General features: G+C 58.8%; 15 protein-coding genes. 12 read left to right on the forward strand and 3 right to left on the reverse strand.

What is annotated here, in order from left to right; translation table 11 throughout:
* Positions 1-26: 26 nt before the first annotated feature.
* The 10 genes from M8R19_RS27105 to M8R19_RS27150 all read left to right on the forward strand — a co-directional run bounded on the left by M8R19_RS27105 (position 27) and on the right by M8R19_RS27150 (position 14,918).
* Positions 27-413 (forward strand): hypothetical protein, encoded by a 387-nt coding sequence (locus M8R19_RS27105; RefSeq protein ID WP_249919427.1) that lies wholly within the window; start codon positions 27-29, stop codon positions 411-413.
* 523 nt (positions 414-936) lie between these two features.
* The gene (locus M8R19_RS27110; protein WP_249919428.1) at positions 937-2,406 is read left to right on the forward strand and encodes an FAD-binding oxidoreductase; all 1,470 of its coding nucleotides are present in this window, start codon (positions 937-939) and stop codon (positions 2,404-2,406) included.
* A complete protein-coding gene (locus tag M8R19_RS27115) occupies positions 2,406-3,116 on the forward strand; it encodes a glutathione S-transferase family protein (RefSeq protein WP_249919429.1) in 711 nt (236 codons plus the stop codon). Before M8R19_RS27110 ends, M8R19_RS27115 begins: the two co-directional genes overlap by 1 nt.
* Positions 3,117-3,160: 44 nt before the next feature.
* Positions 3,161-6,703, forward strand: coding sequence for an indolepyruvate ferredoxin oxidoreductase family protein (locus tag M8R19_RS27120; protein WP_249919430.1), 3,543 nt, complete (start codon positions 3,161-3,163; stop codon positions 6,701-6,703).
* Between the two features lie 86 nt (positions 6,704-6,789).
* On the forward strand, positions 6,790-8,502 hold the full coding sequence (locus M8R19_RS27125; protein ID WP_249919431.1) for a DUF1302 domain-containing protein: 1,713 nt from the start codon (positions 6,790-6,792) through the stop codon (positions 8,500-8,502).
* A gap of 20 nt (positions 8,503-8,522) precedes the next feature.
* Positions 8,523-9,920: a DUF1329 domain-containing protein gene (locus M8R19_RS27130; RefSeq protein WP_249919432.1), complete on the forward strand. Its 1,398-nt coding sequence runs from the start codon at positions 8,523-8,525 to the stop codon at positions 9,918-9,920.
* Between the two features lie 76 nt (positions 9,921-9,996).
* The gene (locus tag M8R19_RS27135) at positions 9,997-11,109 is read left to right on the forward strand and encodes a WD40/YVTN/BNR-like repeat-containing protein (RefSeq protein WP_249919433.1); all 1,113 of its coding nucleotides are present in this window, start codon (positions 9,997-9,999) and stop codon (positions 11,107-11,109) included.
* Positions 11,110-11,139: 30 nt separating this feature from the next.
* Positions 11,140-13,647 (forward strand): efflux RND transporter permease subunit, encoded by a 2,508-nt coding sequence (locus M8R19_RS27140; RefSeq protein ID WP_249919434.1) that lies wholly within the window; start codon positions 11,140-11,142, stop codon positions 13,645-13,647.
* Positions 13,648-13,707: 60 nt separating this feature from the next.
* Positions 13,708-14,454, forward strand: coding sequence for an SDR family NAD(P)-dependent oxidoreductase (locus tag M8R19_RS27145; protein WP_249919435.1), 747 nt, complete (start codon positions 13,708-13,710; stop codon positions 14,452-14,454).
* Positions 14,455-14,471: 17 nt separating this feature from the next.
* Positions 14,472-14,918 carry a nuclear transport factor 2 family protein gene (locus M8R19_RS27150; protein WP_249919436.1) on the forward strand — a complete coding sequence of 149 codons (447 nt, stop codon included), beginning with the start codon at positions 14,472-14,474 and terminating at the stop codon, positions 14,916-14,918.
* A 218-nt stretch (positions 14,919-15,136) separates the two neighbouring features.
* On the opposite strand, the gene aldA is transcribed toward M8R19_RS27150, so the two are convergent.
* From aldA to M8R19_RS27165, 3 genes are read right to left on the reverse strand one after another with little or no spacing between them, the layout of a single operon-like run.
* Positions 15,137-16,567 (reverse strand): aldehyde dehydrogenase, encoded by a 1,431-nt coding sequence (gene aldA, locus M8R19_RS27155; RefSeq protein WP_249920236.1) that lies wholly within the window; start codon positions 16,565-16,567, stop codon positions 15,137-15,139.
* Between the two features lie 2 nt (positions 16,568-16,569).
* Positions 16,570-17,787: an alpha-hydroxy acid oxidase gene (locus M8R19_RS27160; protein WP_249919437.1), complete on the reverse strand. Its 1,218-nt coding sequence runs from the start codon at positions 17,785-17,787 to the stop codon at positions 16,570-16,572.
* Between the two features lie 32 nt (positions 17,788-17,819).
* Positions 17,820-19,061: a cytochrome P450 gene (locus tag M8R19_RS27165; RefSeq protein WP_249919438.1), complete on the reverse strand. Its 1,242-nt coding sequence runs from the start codon at positions 19,059-19,061 to the stop codon at positions 17,820-17,822.
* 322 nt (positions 19,062-19,383) lie between these two features.
* Between M8R19_RS27165 and M8R19_RS27170 the strand changes: the two genes are divergently transcribed.
* A complete protein-coding gene (locus M8R19_RS27170) occupies positions 19,384-20,082 on the forward strand; it encodes a nuclear transport factor 2 family protein (protein WP_249919439.1) in 699 nt (232 codons plus the stop codon).
* A gap of 20 nt (positions 20,083-20,102) precedes the next feature.
* Complete coding sequence (locus tag M8R19_RS27175) at positions 20,103-21,149, forward strand: aldo/keto reductase (RefSeq protein ID WP_249919440.1); 1,047 nt, start codon at positions 20,103-20,105, stop codon at positions 21,147-21,149.
* Positions 21,150-21,179: the final 30 nt, after the last annotated feature.

Here is a 21,179-nt window from a genome sequence, read left to right on the forward strand (position 1 = left end):
TTTTTTCAAAAAAATAAGGACTTCTCATGTATGTCGCTCTCAAACACTCCCATCTTCTGACGGCGGTTCTGTCGTTGCTGCTGACGGTCGCCTGGTCATTCCTGGCCTGGAATGGAGGCAAGGGCAACGCTGCCGGGCCGAGTGGCGGCAAGAAGGCCGCCTACATCGCCCATCGCGCGGTCGCTGGCCTAATGGGGCTCACCGGCCTGGCCGTCACCTTTGTCGGCCCATGGCGCTTCATGCTGTTCCCGTACGTGGGCCTGGCCCTGTTCCTGGTTCATGGCATTGCCGCGACGATGTCCAGGCGAGCCTTTGCCAGTGAGCACGGGGATACCAGGCGACGGGTTGCCTTGCTGGTACAGGTGGTAGCGCTTCTGTTGGCTTTCTACATGATGCGTGCCAAGCCCTTCTGATACACACGACCGCGACCCCGTTGTGCTGAGTGGGTACATGCCCCTGAGTTCTCCCTGATGGTAGGGGAGAGCTGCCGTGTCCGCATGGTGATCGATGATGGAAGCGCAGCCTTGTATCCCCAGGGCACTGCACCCGCCACTGGCATGGCTGGGGTGCCCGCCAGGAAACAGCGTGGCAACTGCTGACGTCCGGCGACACGATACGGCGTACTCCCGAGCGAACCATAGTCGGATCAAGCTCGAACGCCATGCCGATTCCAATCGTTTCAGCTCGCCATCCATGGCCCCCATTCTGATGGGCCATTGCTGACGCAGCGTCAGAAACTCCTCCCGGAATGTCTTTCCCGCGCAAGCGACCACCTGCCGGCTGGTCGCAAATTTGGCACGAATTGCTTTCTGCCTCTTCGCACAGCCATCGCGGGGTTGCGGCTATTTGCCAAGAATGAAGTCCACCCAGCCTGCGTGCCATGCCATCCGCAGGGCGTGCGACCGCGATAACTCCAAGAACAGGCCCGCAATGCTTATGACCACATCAGACATTTCTTCCCAACTCCAGGCCGACCTCCCGTCGAATGCCGCCAGCGGCGTAGGGCGGATACCGGTCGAGTTTCTCGAACAGCTACGCGCGATCGTTGGCGACAATGGGCTCCTCGTTGGCCAGGATGTCAGTTCGCGCCATCCGGGCGTTTTTATGAGCCGCATTGAGGCTGATGCCATCGTCCGGCCGGCTGACGTCGATCAGGTGGCCCGTGTCCTGGCTCTGTGCAACACGGCGGGTCAGCCCGTGGTGATTCAGGGAGGGATGTCTGGGTGGGTGCGCGCGACTCAGACACGGCCTGGCGACTTGGTGCTGTCGCTGGAGCGGATGAATCGGATCGAACACGTCGATCCTGCCAATCGTACGGTCACCGTGCAGGCGGGCGTGATCTTGGAAACCCTGCAGGATCACCTACAGCCTTTCGGTCTGAGCTTCCCGCTCGATCTGGGGGGGCGTGGCTCTTGTCAGTTGGGCGGCAACGCCGCCACCAACGCTGGCGGTGTGCGGGTTATCCGCTACGGCATGATGCGCGAGCAGGTGCTCGGTCTCGAGGCGGTATTGGCCGACGGCCGAGTGGTGTCGTCGCTCAATCGCATGATCAAGAACAACACTGGCTACGACCTCAAGCAGTTGTTCATTGGCAGCGAGGGCACGCTGGGGGTGATCACCCGTCTGGTGCTGCGTCTGCGCGAGCTACCATCGAGCAGCAACACTGCGATGGTCTGCGCTAGCAACTTCGAGCAGATCGCCCAACTGCTGCGCCATATGGATGGCGCACTTGGCGGGCAGTTGAGCGCCTTCGAGCTGATCGACAACAACTTCTATCGGGTCAATACCGGCCCTGGTCGCCATCATCCGCCGCTGCCCTCGGATAAGCCTTATTACGCGATCATCGAGTCCCTCGGTGCCAGTCAGGAGCGTGATGCGGAGCTGTTCGAGCGAGCCCTGTCGGGAGGGATCGAGAAGGGCTTGGTCGATGACGCGGTGATCGCCCGCTCCGAGCGTGAGAAGCATTCGATCTGGGCGATTCGTGAAGACCTGGAGCACCTGCTCAACGATTTCCGCCCCTTCCATGCCTTCGATATCTCCCTGCCGGTCGGCGACATGGAGCCCTACATGCAGCGTGTCGCTGAGCGCCTGAAGGCTGGTTGGCCGCAAGGTGCGATTGCCTTCCTCGGACATGTCGGCGACGGCAACCTGCATATTGCCATTGGTGCGGGTACACCCGAGGAGAGCTCTGCGATCGAAGCCTGTGTCTACGAGCCGCTGGCTGACTACGGCGGTTCGGTTTCTGCCGAGCATGGCATTGGTCTGGAGAAGAAGCGCTGGTTCCCGATCAGCCGCAGTCCGGTCGAGCGGCAACTGATGCAGGATCTGAAGCGCCTGTTGGATCCGCGCGGCATTCTCAATCCCGGCAAGATCTTCGACTGCGCCGGTACGGCAGGGCAGGCGTGATGAACGGGCCGCTGCTGCGCCTGCACGGCTATGCCGTGAGCAACTACTTCAATATCGCGCACGCCGCGCTGATCGAGGTCGGGGCGCGTTTCGAGGTGGTGCCGCGGCGTGCTAGCCAGGACGAGTCGTTCCTCGTTCTGAGCCCGATGGGCAAGATTCCCGTGCTGGAAACCGAACATGGCTGGTTGGCGGAAACCGTGGCCATTCTCGAATACCTTGAGGATCTGATGGGGCCGACCGGCCTGTACCCGGCCGATGCGTTCCTGCGTGCCCGGGCCCGGCAGATCATCAATGTCGTGCAGATGTACGTTGAAGTGCCAGTGCGTGCGTTGTTCCCCGGCGTTTTCATGGGCGGTGATAACGACATCTCCACACTGGAGGCCTCGCGTTTCACCCTGGACCGCTCCACTGCGGCGCTGCGGCGTTTGGTGGTACCGCGTCCCTACCTGCTGGGTGAGTCACTCGGCTATGCCGACCTGTTCGCCTTCTACTGCTTGGACATCGCCGAACGCGTCTGCTTGTTCGTCTACCAACGTTCCATCTTGGCCGAATTGGGTCTTGAGCAGTGGGCGCAACAGGTGGCCGGGCGCGACAGCTCGCAGCGAGTGCTGACCGCTTTCGACGAGGCCTTCTCAGCCTATCTAGTGGCGAAGAACGCTACCTATCCATTCGAACCGACGCACTACCGTACGCGCCCGGTATCGGCCTGACACCGCTCGGGCTCCGCTCCAACGATCTACGGAAAACAATAATCATGCGTGACGTGAAGCTAGAGGACAAATACACCGCCGAGAGCGGGACCGTACTGATGACCGGGACGCAGGCGCTCGTTCGCGTACCGATGCTGCAGCGCGAGATCGACCGGGCCAACGGACTGAACACAGCGGGATTCATCTCCGGTTACCGTGGCTCGCCGCTGGGCAGTTACGACCTAGAGCTGTGGCGAGTGAAGAAACTGCTGGAACAGCACGACATCCTGTTCCAGCCCGGCGTCAACGAGGATCTGGCCGCCACTGCCGTGTGGGGCACCCAGATGCTGGCTGGTGCGCCAAAGCCGAACAAGGATGGTGTGTTTGCCATCTGGTACGGCAAGGGCCCGGGTGTGGATCGTTCCGGCGACCCGCTCAAGCATGGCAACGTCGGTGGCACCCACCCCAACGGTGGCGTACTCGTGGTGGCCGGTGACGACCATTCCGGCAAGTCCTCGACTCTGGCGCACCAGAGCGAAGTTGCGCTGATGCACTGCAATATGCCGATCCTGGCACCATCGAATGTGTTTGACGTGGTGCGCCTGGGGCTGCTCGGTTTCGCCATGTCGCGCTACACCGGCCTGTATACCGGCTTCAAGATGTGCAACGAGACGCTCGAACAGACGATGACCGTCGATGTCGGCGCCGCCATCGTTACGCCGGTGCTGCCTCCTTATGGCGAGCTTCCGCCCAACGGCATCCACAACTATTCCTCGCACATCGACCGCCAGCAGTCGGAAGTAGTGGTCAAACGCTATCGCTGGCCACTGATCGAGAAATTCGTCCGCGCCAATCGTATCGACGAGGTTCGCATCGATGCACCACGGCGTCGCCTGGGTATCGTGTCGGCCGGCAAGGCTGTGCAGGACGTGATCCAGGCCCTGGCCATGCTCGGCCTCGATGCTGCCGGTGCGGCCATGTTAGGTATCTCCTTCTACAAGCTCGGCTGCATGTATCCGATCGAGCCGCAGGGGCTGCGAGAGTTCGCCAGCGGACACGATGAACTGCTGTTCATCGAGGAAAAGGACCCGTTGGTGGAGAGCCAGGCCAAGGCGATTCTCTACGGTATGGAGGACGCACCGTTGATAGTCGGCAAGCTCGACGAGGACGGCGCGTTCATGATCCCCTCTGATGTTCAGCTCGAACCGACACAATTGGCTGTGGTGATCGCCGAGCGCCTGCGGCGCCTGGGTATTCAGGCAGACTCTGCGTTCGCACGTTCCGCCGATCTGGTGAAGATCCTCGAGCGGATCGCCTCGATGGACCCTGCCGAGGCTGCACGCTCGCCATACTTCTGCTCCGGCTGTCCGCACAACACCGGTACCCGTACGGTGGAAGGCAGCATCGCTGCCGGTGGTATCGGTTGTCATGCCATGGCCATGTACAGCGGCCCGGCGATGCTGCCCAACACTCACATGGGCGGCGAGGGTGGACACTGGTTCAGCCTCGGGCATTTCTCCGATACGCCACATATCTTCCAGAACATGGGCGATGGCACCTACTACCACTCGGGCTTGCTGGCTATCCGCGGGGCGGTGGCGGCGAAGGTCAACATAACCTTCCGTATCCTGTTCAACGATGCAGTGGCGATGACCGGTGGCCAGCCGGTGGATGGGCCGTTGACCCCCGGAGACATTACCCGCCAGGTACTCGCCGAAGGTGTGCAGCGCTGCGTGGTGGTCACCGACAACCCGGACAATTACGGCAAACAAAGTGGCCTCGGTACCGGAGTGACGGTGCACCACCGCGACGATTACGAAGCGGTGCAGCGTGAGCTGCGCGAGGTCCAGGGCGTCACGGTGATCGTTTACGAGCAGACCTGCGCTGCCGAGAAACGTCGGCGCCGCAAGCGCGGCAAATTCCCCAACCCGGCCAAGCGCATGTTCATCAATTCCGATGTTTGCGAAGGCTGTGGCGACTGCTCGGTACAGTCCAACTGCGTCAGTGTGTGGCCGAAGGAGACCGAACTGGGGCGCAAGCGCCAGATCGATCAGTCCAACTGCAACAAGGACTACAGCTGCGTGAAGGGCTTCTGCCCAAGCTTCATCACCGTACTCGGTGCCGAACCGCGCAAGCCGAAGAAGTCCGACATGGTCGCAGAGCTAATCCAGAATCTACCGGCACCGAGCCAGGTGATGCTGGATGGCGCTTTCAACATCATGGTGTCCGGTATCGGCGGCACTGGGGTAGTAACTGTCGGCGCGTTGCTGGCGATGGCTGCTCACCTGGAGGGCAAGGCTTGCTCGGTGTTCGACATGACTGGCCTGAGTCAGAAGAACGGGGCAGTTTACAGCCACGTGCGGATCGCGGCCGATGACTCCGCTTTGGGTGCGCAGAAGCTCGGTCTCGGTGAGGCCGACTTGGCCCTGGCGTTCGACGCAGTCGCCGCGCTGTCCAAGGAGCCGGCGGTAACGCTGGATGTCGGCCGGACTCGCACTGTGGTGAATATGCGCATCACGCCGACGCCGGCCTTCCAGCGCAATCCGGATCTGCAAGTTGACCGCGAGCGCATCGTCGGTCACCTCCAGAAGCTGTCGCGCGAGCTCTATGGTGTCGACGCCAGCGGCCTGGGGTTGGCGCTGATGGGCGACAGCATTGCTGCAAACCTGTTCATGCTCGGCTACGCCGTGCAGCTTGGCTTGTTGCCGGTCTCGCCGCAAGCGCTGGAGCGGGCGGTGGAAATCAATGGTGTATCCGTTCAGTTCAACAAGGAGGCCTTTGCCCTCGGTCGCCTGCAGGCCATCGACCCGGGACGTATTGAGGCGGCGCTGGCGCTGCATCAGCCGCAAGTGCTGGACTTCAAGCCACTTACAGCGCTGGCGGATATCGTCGAGCATCGTACCCGGTTGTTGACCGACTACCAGAATGTCGCCTGGGCCCAGCGCTATCGTCGCCTGGTAGATGCGGTAGCCGCCGCCGAAAGCAGGGTGATGCCTGGAGTGGATAGCCTGGCTGTGGCTGTCGCGCGCAACTTCGCCAAGCTAATGACCTACAAGGACGAATATGAAGTCGCTCGGCTGCACAACGACCCGGTATTCAAGGCCCAACTGCGCGAAGTCTTCGAGGATGGCGCCCGCTATCGCTACAACCTGGCGCCGCCGCTGTTCTCCCGACGCGACCCGCTGACCGGTCACCTGAAGAAGCGCGAATTTGGTCCCTGGGTTGGGCATGTCTTCAGCCTGCTCGCCAGACTCAAGGGGCTGCGCGGCACACCGCTCGACCTGTTTGGGTTCACTGATGAGCGCCGCATGGAGCGCCGCCTGATCGTGCATTACGAGCAGCAACTGCTGGTGCTGATCGACCAACTGACCCCGGCCAATCATGCCATCGCCGTGCAGATCGCCTCGCTGCCAGGGCAGATCCGCGGCTTCGGCCACGTCAAGGAAGCCAATGTGGAGAAAGTCAGGGCGCTCGAGGCGCAGCTCCTGACCGACTTCCACAATCCGCCCACCGCCGGGCCGGTCACGTTTATTCCCTTGCGTCAGTTGGACAGCCAGACGTCTGCGGATCAACACGAAGCAACGAAGACAGGAGGAAATCTCGTCTAGCCGGAGATGTGGACTGGGGCGTGTACGTAACTTTGTATCAGCCCCCTAAAAAAGTGACCTCAATAATAAATCCAAGAGGGTGTTACATGAATATGAACAAGAAATGCCAGGGCCTGCCGCCTCTTAAGTCCCTGTCTTTGGCTGTGATGGCGATGGGGTGCGCTACCCAGGTGCATGCCTTCAATATTTCTAGCGGTGGTGATTGGGATGTCAACCTCGATACTACTGTGCAGTACACTGCTGGATGGCGTGCCCAAGGCCGTGACAGTGGCATCGCCAACCATGCATTTTTCGCCGAAGGTGACTATAAGTTCGATAAAGGCGACATGGTTACCAGCCGCCTGCAGGCACTGTCTGAGTTACAAGGTGTCTACCAGAATAATACCGGATTTCGTATTTCTGCATCCGCTTGGAAGGACTTCGCTTACGACGATAAGGTTGAAACTAATCCTCAGCCTGGTTATGACAGCATTCTCAGCTACAATGGTGGGAAGTATTCGAACGAAACTAAGCGGTATCACATCCAAGGTGGTGAGCTACTTGATGCCTTCGTTTTTCACAATACCGAATTAGCCGACAAACCACTCTATTTGAAGGCTGGTCGCTTCACTCAGTACTGGGGCAATGCGTTATTCTTTCCATTCAGCAATATTGCCTACTCACAGCATCCAGTTGATTTCCTGAAATCGTTCACCCAGCCAGGCTCTGAGGTCAAGGAGTTGTTCCTTCCGCGGACGCAATTGATGGCGTCGACCGATTTAACTCCGGAGCTATCTGTTTCTGCTCAATATTTTCTTGAATTTCGACCAAACCGCTTTCCGGAAGGTGGTACTTATCTAGGGCCATTTGACATTCTTTATTCCGGGCCAAACAATGGTGGGGCGGTGGCTGGCATGTTTGGCGGCCCCGTTTCCGCTGGTAATGAGCACAAGCCTAAGGACATTAACGATAACTTCGGTGTGAAGGTGGCTTGGTCTCCGGAATGGGCAGGCGGCGACCTCGGATTCTACTATCGACAGTTCGACGAAGTGCAGCCTTGGTCCGGTGGAACTATCTATGCTGGTGGGGGCGGTGAAGTCGGCCTGAACTATGCGGATAAGGTTCGCCTGTATGGCATAAGCTATGAGCGTACCTTTGGGGCTCTGAGTACTGGTCTTGAACTCTCCTATCGAACTAATACTGCGCTAAATAGTGCCTTCTCTAATGGGCAGCCTGGCGTTCCTTATCGCGAAGGTGCACGCGGCAATATCGTTAACTTGATCGCCAACGGTCTATATACCCTCGGTCAGAATTCACTTTGGGATACCGGAGTGCTTTTGGCAGAGCTGTCGTACACCCACCTGGATAAAGTTACCGAGAATGATGCGTACTTCAACGGCGTGGGTTATGCCAGCTGTACCGACAGCCTTAATTCTGCTCTCAAGGGTGGCAAGAAGGATGGATGTGCAACTCGCAACGCGGTTGCCGTTGCCTTCTTGTTTGAGCCGCAGTGGTTGCAAGCACTGCCAAGCATCGATCTGAGCATGCCTACATCACTGACCTACGGCATCAACGGAAACCCCGCCTATGCTGCTGGTTCCTTCTATGCCGAAGAGACTCAGATCTACTCGATTGGTATCAAGGCTGTTTATCAGCAGAAGCATTCAGTGACGCTGCAATACAACGGCTACCACTGGAATACCAGCCCGAAAGGCCCCAGCGGGTTTGGCAACGATGCCTATTCGGGGTTCGGCGGTAATGGCCCGGTTGCTCTTAATGACAAAGGCTGGGTCTCGCTCAACTTCAAAACTTCCTTCTAGGCATGCCGAGGATAATGACAATGAAAACAATGAAAGAAATCCGACGTTCTGCGCTGGCCTTGGCTATTGTGCTGCTAGCAGCGCAAACCGGTTACGCTGCCGTTTCGGCCGATGATGCTCGTGCATTGGGTGCCACCCTGACAAAATTTGGAGCTGAGGCGCAGGGTAACTCCGATGGTTCTATTCCAGCCTATGACGGTGGTCTCAAGAATCCACCGACAGTCGGTAAGGATAGATATCCTGACCCCTTCGCTGGCGAAAAACCTTTGTACGTGGTGGATGGAAAGAACCTGGCCAAGTATGAGGCGATGCTTACTCCGGGTACCGCGGAAATGCTTCGGCGGTATCCGGACTACCATCTGAATGTTTATCCTACCCACCGCACCATAAGCTATCCAGACTGGTTCCTTGAGAACACTGTGAAGAATGCCACCACGGCGAAGCTTGAAGGCGAAGTGGAGGGCGATAAGGTCGGAGGGGCTGCGGCAGATGGTTACCCCTTCCAAGGCGTGCCGTTCCCGATCCCTCGTAATGGCCTGGAGGTGATGTGGAATAACAATTTGCGATTTTCTCCCCCTGTCACTTTGCTGCGCAGTCGCAGCTGGCTGGTAGATACCGGTGGTACTCCCAATGAGTTGCCTGGTATCCAAGCTGCATATATGAATCCATTCTCCGAACAGAGCGGCGAACTGCGCAAGAAGGCTCACGATTCCTATTTTGCCTTCCAGACCTCATTGTACTCGCCTTCGACCTCGGCGGGTGTGCAGTTCCTGAACTTCTACAAGGTGGATTCCGCCGCGCCAGCACCTATTTGGATCTATACCCCTGGTCAACGTCGTGTGCGCAAAGCGCCTGAATTTGCCTACGACATTCCGATGTCTAGCTATGCCGGAGTGCTGCTTTGGGACGAACCCTGGGGATTTGTCGGACGTATGGACCGGTTCGATTTCAAGTTGGTCGGCAAGAAGGAACTGATCGTGCCGTACAACGTGTTTGGGGTTACCAACCAGAAAACTTCTGAAGAAGTACTGGGTAAAAGCACTGTGAACCCGGATGCCGTGCGCTGGGAGAAGCGCCGCGTGTGGGTGGTCGAGGCTACGCGCAAAAATGGTGTGCGCCATGTCTATAGCAAACGCAACTTCTATATCGAGGAAGATAGTTGGGCAATGGTGAGTACTGAGTCCTTCGACAATGCCGGGAAGCTTTGGCGTGTGGCTTATCTTTATACTTTCCCAGCATACAATATCGGCGGTTTGAACAATAACACTTGGTCATTCAATGACCTCCTCAAGGGGAATTATACCGTCATCAACACCGGCCGAAATGAGCCTGGAAACTACGTACGTAGCTATCAGCGCGAAGAGGGACTGAATATCCCATTCACTCCGCAGGCCATTGCTGGCGGCAGTGTTCGTTGATCGGAGCGGGACGGCGTAATGCCGTCCCGTTTATTTCGTGTGTGGTTTGCCCGGATCCGAAAGAGGGGAATGCAAAATGAATGAAGCTTGTCGATTTTTCGGCGTCCGCTCACTCCATTTGGTCGGTCTAACACTTTGTGGCCTGCTCGCTGGCTTAACCCCGGGGTTTGTACAGGCGAGCTTTGTCGATCCCATTGATCACCCTGCAGTCATGGTCAGTCATGTCGAACAGCGTCCACTGCAGGCGGTTGCACGGGCCGGCCACACTTTGGTTGCAGTTGGCGCTCGCGGTGTGATCGCGACTTCGGAAGATGAAGGGCAGAGCTGGACCCAGCGCCCGTCACCTGTTCAGAGCGACTTGGTCGCCGTGACGTTCCCGAGTCCGATGCACGGTTGGGCGGTTGGTCATGATGGCGTGGTGTTGCACAGCGGCGACGGTGGCATGACATGGGAGAAGCAATTAGATGGTCGCCTGGCCCGGGAGCTCTTTACTCATTACTACGAGAAGCGCGGTACAGCGAGTGATGGCACGAGCGAGTTGGCTCTGGCATCAGTGGAGCGCAATTATGCCGGCGGTCCTGTACTGCCATGGCTGGATGTTTGGTTTGAGGATACGCAGCGTGGTTGGGTCGTAGGTTCCTTCGGCAACCTGGCGGCGACCATCGATGGAGGGCGGACTTGGCAACCATGGTTCGAACACATCGACAACGAAGAGATGCTCAACCTCAACGCTGTACGTGGCAATGGCGGGGATGTCTACATCGCTGCTGAACGCGGCACGCTGTTCCGGCTCGACCGGGCTGCTGGGCGTTTCGAGAAAATAGAGACTGGCTACGACGGCAGTTTCTTCGGTCTCACGGCCTATGGATCGGCGATGCTGACTTATGGGTTGAACGGGGCAGTATACCGTAGCGATGACCATGGCCAGCGCTGGACATTGTTCACTGCGGCATCCCGGTCCACTGTCACCGGCGGTGCCGCCCTCCCGGACGAGCAGGGGTTCGTGTTGGTCAACGCCGGTGGCGAACTGCTGCTGGGAAGCGCCACTGGCACCTCACTCATGCTACGCAAGGCGCTCCATTCGGCACGCTTCACCTCCGTACTTCCGCTCAATGGTGGACGCCTGCTGCTGACCAGCCTCGAGGGCGTACGTAGCGAGTCTCTGAACGATGCTCAGGCGAGCAGGTAATTTTCCCGTGAATCAATTCAGAAGGCACAGATGATGGCCATCTACACCAGTCCCAGTGACGGCATGCCGGTCACCACCCGTCTCGACGATTTCGACAGGGCGTCAGGCAGTCGGGGCGAGCGCCTGATATTCAACAATCGTGTTCTGTTAATCATAGTCTGCCTGGCCTTGACGCTGACACTTGGCTTCTTCGCGAGCCGCCTGCAGGTCAAAGCCAGCTTCGAAGACATGATGCCGCAGTCCCATGAATTCGTGCGCAACTACCTCCAACACGCCAGCTCGCTGCGTAGCCTGGGTAACTCAGTACGCATCGTAGTCAGCAATACCAAGGGGGATGACATCTACGACGCCGATTATCTGCGTACTCTGCGCGAGATCAACGACAAGGTGTTTCTGTTCCCTGGCGTTGATCGCTCGTTCATGAAGTCACTGTGGACGCCAGCGGTACGATGGACCGAGATCGCCGCCGATGGCTACCAGGCAGGTTCGGTGATGCCCGACGGCTTCAATGGTTCCGAACAGCAACTTGCCCAGCTGCGCTACAACGTCATGCGCGCTGGAATCATCGGTTCGCTGGTAGGTACAGATGGCAAGTCGAGCATGATCTTCGTGCCGTTGCTCGAGAAGGATCCCGAAACCGGCAAGCAGCTCGACTACAAGGCTTTCCGCGACAAGGTTGAGTCGTTGCGCGAATACGAGAAGGACGGCGTGAAGGTCCAGGTAATTGGATTCGCACAATTGGTGGGGGATCTGATCCATGGCTTGAACCAGGTACTTGCCTACTTCTTCTACGCTGCTTTGATAGCCATGCTGATCATCTTCATCTACATACGTTGCGTTCGCAGCACCCTGCTGGTCACAGGATGCTCGGTTGTAGCGGTGGTCTGGCAGCTCGGCCTGATGCGCGTACTGGGTATTGACCTGGACCCCTATTCGATTCTGGTACCGTTCCTGATCTTCGCCATTGGCGTCTCGCACGGTGCACAGAAGATGAACGGCGTGATGCAGGACATCGGCCGTGGTGCCCACAGGTACGTTGCCGCACGCTACACCTTCCGCCGTCTGATTCTTGCGGGGCTGACCGCGCTGTTGGCCGACGCTGTCGGCTTTGCGGTACTGGCGCTGATCGATATTCCGGTAATCCGGGGGCTGGCATTATCCGCCAGCATTGGTGTGGCAGTGCTGATCTTCACTAACCTGATTCTTCTGCCAGTACTACTGTCGTTCACTGGCGTCAGCCCGTCGGCGGCAGCGCACAGTCAGCAGCGCTTACAGAATGAGCCTCAGCTGCTACGGGTATTAGCCCGATTCACCGAAAAATCACGAGCAATCGTAGTGATCGCGGTAACCGTGGTGCTCACTGCCGTCGGTTGGATGGTCGCCCTGGACGTTAAAATTGGCGATCTTGACCCGGGAGCGCCCGAGCTGCGTCCGGACTCGACCTACAATCGCGACAATGCCTACATCACAGCGCATTACCAACTGTCCAATGACCAATTCGCGGTAATTGTCTCGACGTCACCCCAGGGGCTGGTGAGCTTCGAGACCCTACTGGAAATGGACCGTCTGGAGCAGATTCTGCGCGATTTGCCGGGAGTTCAGGTAACGGTTTCCGCGGCGAGCATGGCTCGGCGCGTTACAGCTGCCGGCTATGAGGGCTCGCTGAAATGGGAAACCATCAACCGCGACCCCTTCGTTATCCAGGATGCGATGAATAGCATCAACAATACCAACCCGGAGATGTTCAACGAGGGACGTTCGGTTGCTCCGATCATTGCTTTTCTCTCCGATCATAAGGCCGAGACACTTAGCCGCGTGGTGGAGGCTGTCGAGGCTTTTGCCCGCGAGCACAATACATCTGACCGCCAATTTCTCCTGGCTGCTGGCAGTGCAGGTATAGAGGCGGCAACCAACATCGCCGTAGAAAAGGCCAACCGCACCATGCTGCTCTATGTGTATGGCGCCGTAGTGCTCTTGTGCTTCATCACTTTCCGCAGCTGGCGCGCGGTTATCGTTGCAGTGGTGCCGCTCATGGTGACCACCATTCTCTGTGAGGCACTGATGGTTCTTCTCGGTATCGGTGTCAAGGTCGCTACTTTGCCGGTAGTGGCTCTGGGCGTCGGCATTGGTGTGGACTATTCGCTTTACCTGCTGACCATTCACCTGATGTACCAGCGTCAGGGCCAGCCGTTGAAGGCGGCCTACAGCGGTGCGTTGGCGTCCACTGGCAAGGTGGTGGCGCTGATCGGCATCACTCTGTCCGCGGCGGTGGTCACCTGGGCCTGGTCGCCGATCAAGTTCCAGGCAGACATGGGAATCCTGCTGGCTTTCATGTTCCTTTGGAACATGCTCGGCGCGCTGGTCCTGGTGCCCAGCCTAGCGGTATTCCTTTTGCCTGATCTCAAGCAGCAGGAGTCAGAGCGACGTGATGGTGGCGCTACCGTCAAACCGATCACCAGAACTACGTCTACCAAGTCGTCGAGCCCCGATGCTCAACAACTTCTAGCCGATGAGGGGCTACGGCAGGCACGACCGTAGTCGTCATAAGCCCCAGTTCTATCCGGGACTGGGGTTTAATTTTTTTACGAGGAATACCCAATGTTCGATCTTTCAGGCAAGACCGCCATCGTCACCGGTGGCGCTTCGGGTATTGGCGCTGCTACGGCACGGCGCCTGCGTAAAGCGGGGGCCGAGGTCTGGATCGCCGACGTTATCGAGTCGGTGGAGGAGGGCTGTCATTTCCGTCGCACTGACGTTTCCAGAATCGAAGACCTCATCGGCCTCTGCGATGAGGTGATGGAAAGTGCTGGTCACTTGGACATTTATGTCAACAACGCGGCGATCTCCAGTAGCCACCTGCTGGCCGATGCTGACCTGCAGCGTTCCGAGCGTTTTTGGCGAGTCAACCAGATGGGTGTGCAGATGGGTATCAAGGAAGCGGCGGCACGGATGAGAGCTGGCGGTTCGATCATCAATTTCTCTTCCATCACCGCTGTGCGAGGGCTGGCCCACTGGGGTGAGTATGCCGGCACCAAGGGCGCGATCATCGCTCTGACCCAGACCGCCGCTATTGAATACGGCCCACGCGGCATCCGCGTCAATTGCATTGCCCCTGGCATCATCGAGACGCCCATGGCCATGAGCGAAGCGCCGGACATGATACGTAAGAACGCTGCGGTGTTCGCTCCGCTCGGGCGAATTGGGCAAGCGGAGGAACTGGCCGCTGCCGTGCATTTCCTTGCCAGCGATGACTCCAGCTACGTCACTGGACAGATTCTTTCAGTGGATGGTGGCTGGAGCACCGGCACATCGCTCAAGGCCATCGAACTGGCCCTGGCCACTTGAATGAAAGGAGAAATTCTGTGGATGAGCTGAACCTTGAAACCCTGCTCGATCAGGCGCGGATCCAGGCGGTTCTGATTCGCTATGCGACCGCCCTGGACGGACATGAGTGGGAGGGACTACATCAAGTGTTCGTTCCCGAGGCAGTGGCCTATTACGCTGGTGTGGGTGACTTCCATGGTCGTGATGCAATCGTCGCGGTAGTACGCGATTTTCTCGAGGGCTGTGGTTCGACTCAGCACCTGCTGGGCAATGTTCGCATCCAGGTCTCTGGAGACCAAGCTCAGGCCCAGTGTTACTTGCAGGCTATCCATGCCGGCGTGGGATCCTTTGTCGGACAGACCATGACCGTTTGGGGAGAGTACAGTGATCGATTGGAGAGACGAGCGGAGGGCTGGCGCATCGTCGAGCGACGCTTGCAGGTCCAGCATGTGAGCGGCGATGTCGGGGTGCGACTAAAGGCCTGATTCATCGAAAACTGCCGACGTGGCCCCCGGTGAGCAAGGTTCTCGGGGGCTTTTTCTTTGGCATCGTGATTGGTGTGCTTGGGTAAGTCGCCAGAGACTTGTGGCGAGTGACATGGATCGGAAGAAGGGAGAGAGTGGCGAGGGGGAAACCGCTACGATTGAGCAAAGGGCAGGGCCGAGCAAGTAGAGGGCGGGAGAGTAACTTCCGCCCCATTGGATCAACCTTGGATGTAAGCCAACTGGGTGTGGGTGTATTCGTACAGACCGTGCTTGCCATCCGCACCGCCGATGCCGGAGCGACGCACGCCGGCATGGAAACCCTGGATGGCCTCGAAGTTTTCTCGGTTGACGTAGGTCTCGCCGAACTTGAGCGAGGCGATGGCGTGCATGGCGCTGCCAAGACTGCGGGTGAAGATGGAAGAGCTCAAACCATACTCACTGTCGTTGGCACGGGCTATGCCCTCGTCAAGCTCGTCGATGGAGTCGACCAATACCACCGGCCCGAATATTTCCCGCTGCAGGATGTGCATGTCTGGCTGAGTACCGGCCAGCACCGTCGGCCTGACGTAACAGCCCTCGCGCCTGTCGAGGCTGCCGCCAGCCAATACTTCGGCCCCCTTGGCACGGGCATCGTCGACCAATTGTTCGATGCGTTCGACGGCGGTGCGATTGATGAGCGGCCCCATCTCTACCGGCGTTTCGCCAAACGGGTCGCCGAAACTAATCGAGTTGAAGGCTGCTGCCAGTTTTTCGCAGAACTCAGCATGCACTGCACGCTGCACATAGATGCGTTCGGTGCAGTTGCACGCCTGGCCGCTGTTGAGTGTCTTCGAGGTTTTCATTGCTGCCACAGCTAGGTCGATATCGGCATCGTCGAGAATGATCGCCGGTGCCTTGCCACCCAGTTCCAGACTGACCTTGGTGATATTGTGCGCGGCGTTGGCCATGATCGCGGCGCCGGCGACCGAACTGCCGGTGAAGCTGATCATGTCCACCCCGGGGTGGGCGACCAATGCTTGGCCGACACTGTTGCCCAGTCCTCCGATCAGGTTGAAGACGCCTGCTGGCAGGCCTGCCTGGGCGGCGATTCGTGCGAATGCATGGGCGCTGTAGGGCGTTTCCTCGCTGGGTTTGATCACCACCGTATTGCCGGTGAGCAGTGCAGGAGCGACCTTGCGTATGACCATGAACAGCGGGAAGTTCCATGGCAGGATGCCGGCCACTACTCCCATCGGTCTGCGGAACAGCAGAATGTTCTCACCAGGTCTGTCGCTGGTAACGATCTCGCCCTCGATGCGCCGCGCCCATTCGGCTGTGTAGTCTAGGTATTCGGCGCTGAGCGCTACCTCCATCTCCGCGAGCGGCAGCACTTTGCCTTGCTCGGTGGAGATGATCCGGGCCAGGCGCGGAATATCGTTCCTGATGCCCTGAGCGATGCGTCGCAGGTACTGGCCTCGCTCGTTGGCTGGCAACAGGGACCAGCCCTGTTGGGCCGCGCGAGCGCTGGTCACTGCGTGTTCGACCAGTTGAGCATCACCATCGGGCATGGTGCCGATACGTGCCTCGCTGGCCGGGTTGATGACGTCGATCACCGCATCGGCGGCAACGAAGGCGCCGTCGATGAAGTGCTCGAAGCCCAGGTTGGTCATCGTCATTTTATGTTCCTCAAGAAGGGATGGATGCCCTGGGAGGGCTCCGTGGCGGATAGAAAATTGGGCAATCTACCGGCGGCCGTTATGTGTTGTCGTCCCAAGTCATCCAGTCGGGCACAACCAAGCAGTGCCAGTGTGCGCTCGGTCTCCTGGCGCAACAGATCGAGGACACGCCGCACGCCTGGCTGACCGAAAGCGGAGAGGCCGTAGAGGTAGGGACGGCCGATCATGCAGGCACGTGCGCCCATGGCCAGTGCTTTGACCACGTGACTGCCACGGCGTACTCCGCCATCGAGCACCACTTCGAGGCGGTCGCCTACTGCGTCGACGATATCGGCAACTAGTTCGATGGTCGCCGAACCGCCGTCGAGTTGGCGGCCGCCGTGGTTGGATACGATGATGCCGGTGACTCCGGCCGTCGCTGCATCACGAGCATCGGCCACCGATTGAAGGCCCTTGATGATGAAGGGCTTGTCCCAATGCCGCATCAGGAACTCGATCCGTGCCCAGGTAATGTTCTGTTCCATATGGTTGGCGAAATAGCTTGCCAGTGTCCCGAGGTTCCCGCCGCCTGGCATCGGTACATTGGGCAAGCTGATGCCTCCCCCCGCCAGGTAGCTAAGGCACCATGCTGGTTTGCTGGCGAATCCGAGCAGATTGCGGCGTCCCAGACGGGGTGGGATGGTCAGGCCGTGGCGCAGGTCGCGTTCCCGATTACCGGCCACTACGGTATCGACGGTGAGACAGAGCGCATCGAAACCGGCTGCCTTGCAGCGATCGATCATCTCGATGTTCAGTCCGTCGTCGCTGAGTAGATACAGTTGGTATAGCTTGGGGCCGGCACTGGCTGCCGCCACATCTTCGATGCTGGTCGTGGCCATGGTAGACAATGCATAGGCCAGGCCGGCCTGTGCTGCCTCCGTCGCGACGGCGACCTCCCCACTAGGGTGGAACACCCGGCTCATGCCCGTGGGAGAGAGCATGACAGGCCACTGCAGGTCACAGCCAAAGACACTTCTGCGCATGTCCACCTTGCGGATGTCGCGCAGGTAAGACGGGACGAGGTCATAGCGGGAGTATGCGGATTCGTTGGCTCTTCTGGTGATTTCGTCGTCCGCGCCTCCCTCTATATAGTGGAACAGCGCCGCCGGCAAACGCCGACGGGCCGCTACGACGAAATCGTGGAGATTGAAACAATCCTCGAGTCGGCGGCCCATGGCCTATCCCTCCCGGAAAGCTGAAGGGATGTTTAGCGCGCCTTATAGCGTACCCGCAGCTCGTGCGGGCCACGGGCGAAGTAGGATTCGAGCCAGTGCACCTCGCTTGACAACGGGGTCAGTACTTCCAGACGAGTGAAGACCACTTCCAGGGCTTTGCGTGCTTCCATGCGGCTTAGGAAGCTGCCCAGGCAGAAGTGCGGTCCCTGGCCGAAGGACATCAAGGGGACCTCGATCTTGCGATCGATGTCGAAGACTTCCGAGTTGGCGAACTTGCTTTCGTCGCGGTTGGCCGAGGCCAGTAGAGGCATTACGCACGAGCCTTTGGGGATGGCTACGCCGCCCAGTTCGGTATCTTCGGTGGTATGGCGGAAGATCATCTGTACCGGAGGGTTAAAGCGCAGCACTTCCTCCAGCAGAGCCGGGATAAGGTTGTGATCGGCACGTACGCGCTCGTAGACATCCGGGTGTTGGTGCAGGGCTACTAGGGTACTGCCCAGCAGGTTGGTGGTGGTTTCTACGCCGCCGATCAACAGCAGGACAGACATGGACAACACTTCATGGCGGGTCAGCCGCTCACCGTTCACCTCGGCCTGGATCAGCGTGGAGATGATGTCATCACCTAGATTGGCGCTGCGCTGGTCGTAGATATCTTCGAAGAACGCGCGCAATTCATCGGAGTGCTTGCGGATCTGTGCAAGGCGCTCGGGGCCATAGGCGGCGCGGTTGGCGGCCGACAGTAGGTCATCGACCCAGACCTTGAACTCGGCGCGTCGGTCGGTCGGAACACCTAGTACGTCCGAAATTACGGTAACCGGAAATAACGCAGTGAAATCCCATACCCAGTCGCATTCGCCTTCCTTGCCGTACTTGGCAATGAGATCGTCGATCAGTTGATTGGCGATATCGGTTGCACGTTGCTGCAGCGCGGCGACCTTGGTCGGAGTGAAAGCCTTGTTGGCGATCTTGCGCAGGTGCATGTGGTTGGGCGGGTCCATGGAGATCATCGGCAATACTTCCGGAACCGGGTCATATTCACCTAGCAGCTCCGGCCAGAACTGCGCGGAGCTGTATAACTTGCCGTTCTTCAGCAGGGCGTCGACGTTGTCGTAATCAGCTACGGCGAACGCTTTCAGGCTTTCGATCCACTTCACCGGTTCGTCGCGGCGAAGCTTGGTGTAGTAGGAATAGGGGTTCTGTTGGACGGCGGGATCCAGGGGATCGTAGGTCTTGCCGGAGATATCGTCGTTCCGGGAGGATTGCAGTTGATTCATGTCTTTCTCCAACGCTGCGTACTTTTATTCTTGTGTCTCGGCGAGGCTTAGCGCCGGACCGCGTGAGCCGCGGCCATGTTCAGCGGCCTATTCACGCTATCCCTTCGTTCGGCCGACGCTCAAGGGCAATACGTGCCAGTGTCGCTCAGCCTGTGCCAATCGCAGAGCGTTGCCCAATGCGGGCCAAGAAGGATTCGCATTACGCCAAGTATTGTCACGAACCGCCCACGACTGGCCGTAAAGGTTGTGGGGAGGAGAGGTGCGTCCTTCTATAAGAACAGGGCAGTCAAGCTCTGCCGATAACAACAAGAGGAAAGTGAAGATGCACATCCTGTATGCGCACGATGTCAGTGACGAACACCTCTCGCCCGAGCAACGAGAGTTCGCGCGGACGCTGCGGAACCCGGCTCTGCAGACACGAATAGAAGGCTCCTTGGGGCTCGCGGGCGGCGGTCGTTCGCGCAAGAATTTTCAGACGGCCCAGGACTGGGTGACGGCGTTCTTCGAAAAGGGCGCCGATGAGGTGCTGGGCTATTACGCCGACGATTTCGTCTGGGAAGACATTGAGTTCGGTCAGACCATTACCACCAAGGAGGAGTTGTACAAAGCCTTCGTGGTATTCAATAACTCAGGCCCCGATTCGCCGTTCGGTGTGCATGAGTTCGAAATGATCAGCTACGACGGAAATACCGTGCCACTTTCCAAGGCTACTCGGCGTCATGATGGTGTGGCCAAGGGTTGGAGCGAAAAGGACTACCATCGCCTGGCCGACAACATCCTGATCGGTGCCGATTTCGAGTATGACGAGTGGGGCTACATGCAGTGGATCTGGAAGGCTACCCACAATGCCGACTTCTTCGGTATACCGGCCGCCGGCAAGACCACCGTCACTCGCGGTACTACAACCCAGTTCTACCGTGACGGCAAGATCGTGCGCTGCCGTACCCATTGGAATTTCCGCGAGTTCGCCATCCAACTCGGTCTGATTCCGCCGCCGGACGAAGCCTGGCGCAACAACTGAGTTCGCCGAGGAGGTGAATGATGCGTTACTCGATTCTGGGGCGCAGCGGGTTGCGGGTGTCCAGGATGTGCCTGGGTACCATGACCTTCGGTCCCGGTGCCGACTGGTCCCGCTCCGAGGCTGAGGCACGGGCAGTATTCGACGCTTACGTCGAAGGCGGTGGCAACTTCATAGACACCGCCAACATGTACACCGGCGGTGAAAGCGAGAAGATCGTCGGCCGCCTGGTGGCCGATGATCGCGAACGTTTCGTGCTTGCTACCAAGTACGCCAATGCCGTTCCTGGCAAGGGCGACCCTAATGCCGCGGGCATGCACCGCAAGAGTCTGACCCAGTCCCTGGACGCCAGTTTGAAGCGCCTGGGTGTCGACTACATCGACCTGTATTTTGTGCATTGGTGGGACTTCACCACGCCAGTGGAGGAGGTCCACCGCGCTCTGGACGATGCAGTCAGCGCTGGCAAGATTCTGCACATCGGGCTTTCCGACGTGCCGGCGTGGGTCGTGTCGCGCGCACAGGCATTCCATGAGTTACGGGGCCTGGCCCCAATCGCTTGCATGCAACTGGAATACAGCCTGGTGCAACGCTCCATCGAGCGTGAGCACCTACCGCTAGCCGACACCTACGGCATTGGTGTGACTGCGTGGTCACCGATGGCAGGTGGCATCCTCAGTGGGAAGTACACCCGCCAGCAGGCTGTGGACGGTCCGAAACGCCTGGACTCCATGCAACTGCAGGCGCTGGACGAGCGCAACCGCGGTATCGCCCTGGCGGTCGATGCGGTGGCTGATCGCCTGGAGGTGCCGTCTTCGCAAGTGGCGCTGGCCTGGGTTATGTCGCGCGGGGTAACCCCCATCGTCGGCGCGACTCGACCTCAACAGATGCGTGAGAACCTCGCGGCAGCTCAGCTGATTCTGGATCGGGCGACCCTGGCTGAGCTGGACAGGGCCAGTGCGTTCGATGCCGGCCACCCCTACAACATGCTGACGTGGGACATGCCGATGTCGCTCGGTTATGGCGGGATGTTCGAGCAGATCGATATCCCCGGTTTCCCCACTCGTCGGTGAATTGATGGGCAATGGCGAGCTAATCACCGT

This window comes from Pseudomonas sp. R3.Fl (assembly GCF_023516765.1).
Taxonomy (GTDB): Bacteria; Pseudomonadota; Gammaproteobacteria; order Pseudomonadales; family Pseudomonadaceae; genus Pseudomonas; species Pseudomonas citronellolis.

Bases quoted from the DNA above. Each gene is read 5' to 3' on its own strand.
- M8R19_RS27105 (WP_249919427.1), top strand. From the start codon at position 27: ATGTATGTCGCTCTCAAACACTCCCATCTTCTGACGGCGGTTCTGTCG.
- M8R19_RS27110 (WP_249919428.1), top strand. From the start codon at position 937: ATGACCACATCAGACATTTCTTCCCAACTCCAGGCCGACCTCCCGTCG.
- M8R19_RS27115 (WP_249919429.1), top strand. From the start codon at position 2,406: ATGAACGGGCCGCTGCTGCGCCTGCACGGCTATGCCGTGAGCAACTAC.
- M8R19_RS27120 (WP_249919430.1), top strand. From the start codon at position 3,161: ATGCGTGACGTGAAGCTAGAGGACAAATACACCGCCGAGAGCGGGACC.
- M8R19_RS27125 (WP_249919431.1), top strand. From the start codon at position 6,790: ATGAATATGAACAAGAAATGCCAGGGCCTGCCGCCTCTTAAGTCCCTG.
- M8R19_RS27130 (WP_249919432.1), top strand. From the start codon at position 8,523: ATGAAAACAATGAAAGAAATCCGACGTTCTGCGCTGGCCTTGGCTATT.
- M8R19_RS27135 (WP_249919433.1), top strand. From the start codon at position 9,997: ATGAATGAAGCTTGTCGATTTTTCGGCGTCCGCTCACTCCATTTGGTC.
- M8R19_RS27140 (WP_249919434.1), top strand. From the start codon at position 11,140: ATGATGGCCATCTACACCAGTCCCAGTGACGGCATGCCGGTCACCACC.
- M8R19_RS27145 (WP_249919435.1), top strand. From the start codon at position 13,708: ATGTTCGATCTTTCAGGCAAGACCGCCATCGTCACCGGTGGCGCTTCG.
- aldA (WP_249920236.1), bottom strand. From the start codon at position 16,567: ATGACCAACCTGGGCTTCGAGCACTTCATCGACGGCGCCTTCGTTGCC.
- M8R19_RS27160 (WP_249919437.1), bottom strand. From the start codon at position 17,787: ATGGGCCGCCGACTCGAGGATTGTTTCAATCTCCACGATTTCGTCGTA.
- M8R19_RS27165 (WP_249919438.1), bottom strand. From the start codon at position 19,061: ATGAATCAACTGCAATCCTCCCGGAACGACGATATCTCCGGCAAGACC.
- M8R19_RS27170 (WP_249919439.1), top strand. From the start codon at position 19,384: ATGCACATCCTGTATGCGCACGATGTCAGTGACGAACACCTCTCGCCC.
- M8R19_RS27175 (WP_249919440.1), top strand. From the start codon at position 20,103: ATGCGTTACTCGATTCTGGGGCGCAGCGGGTTGCGGGTGTCCAGGATG.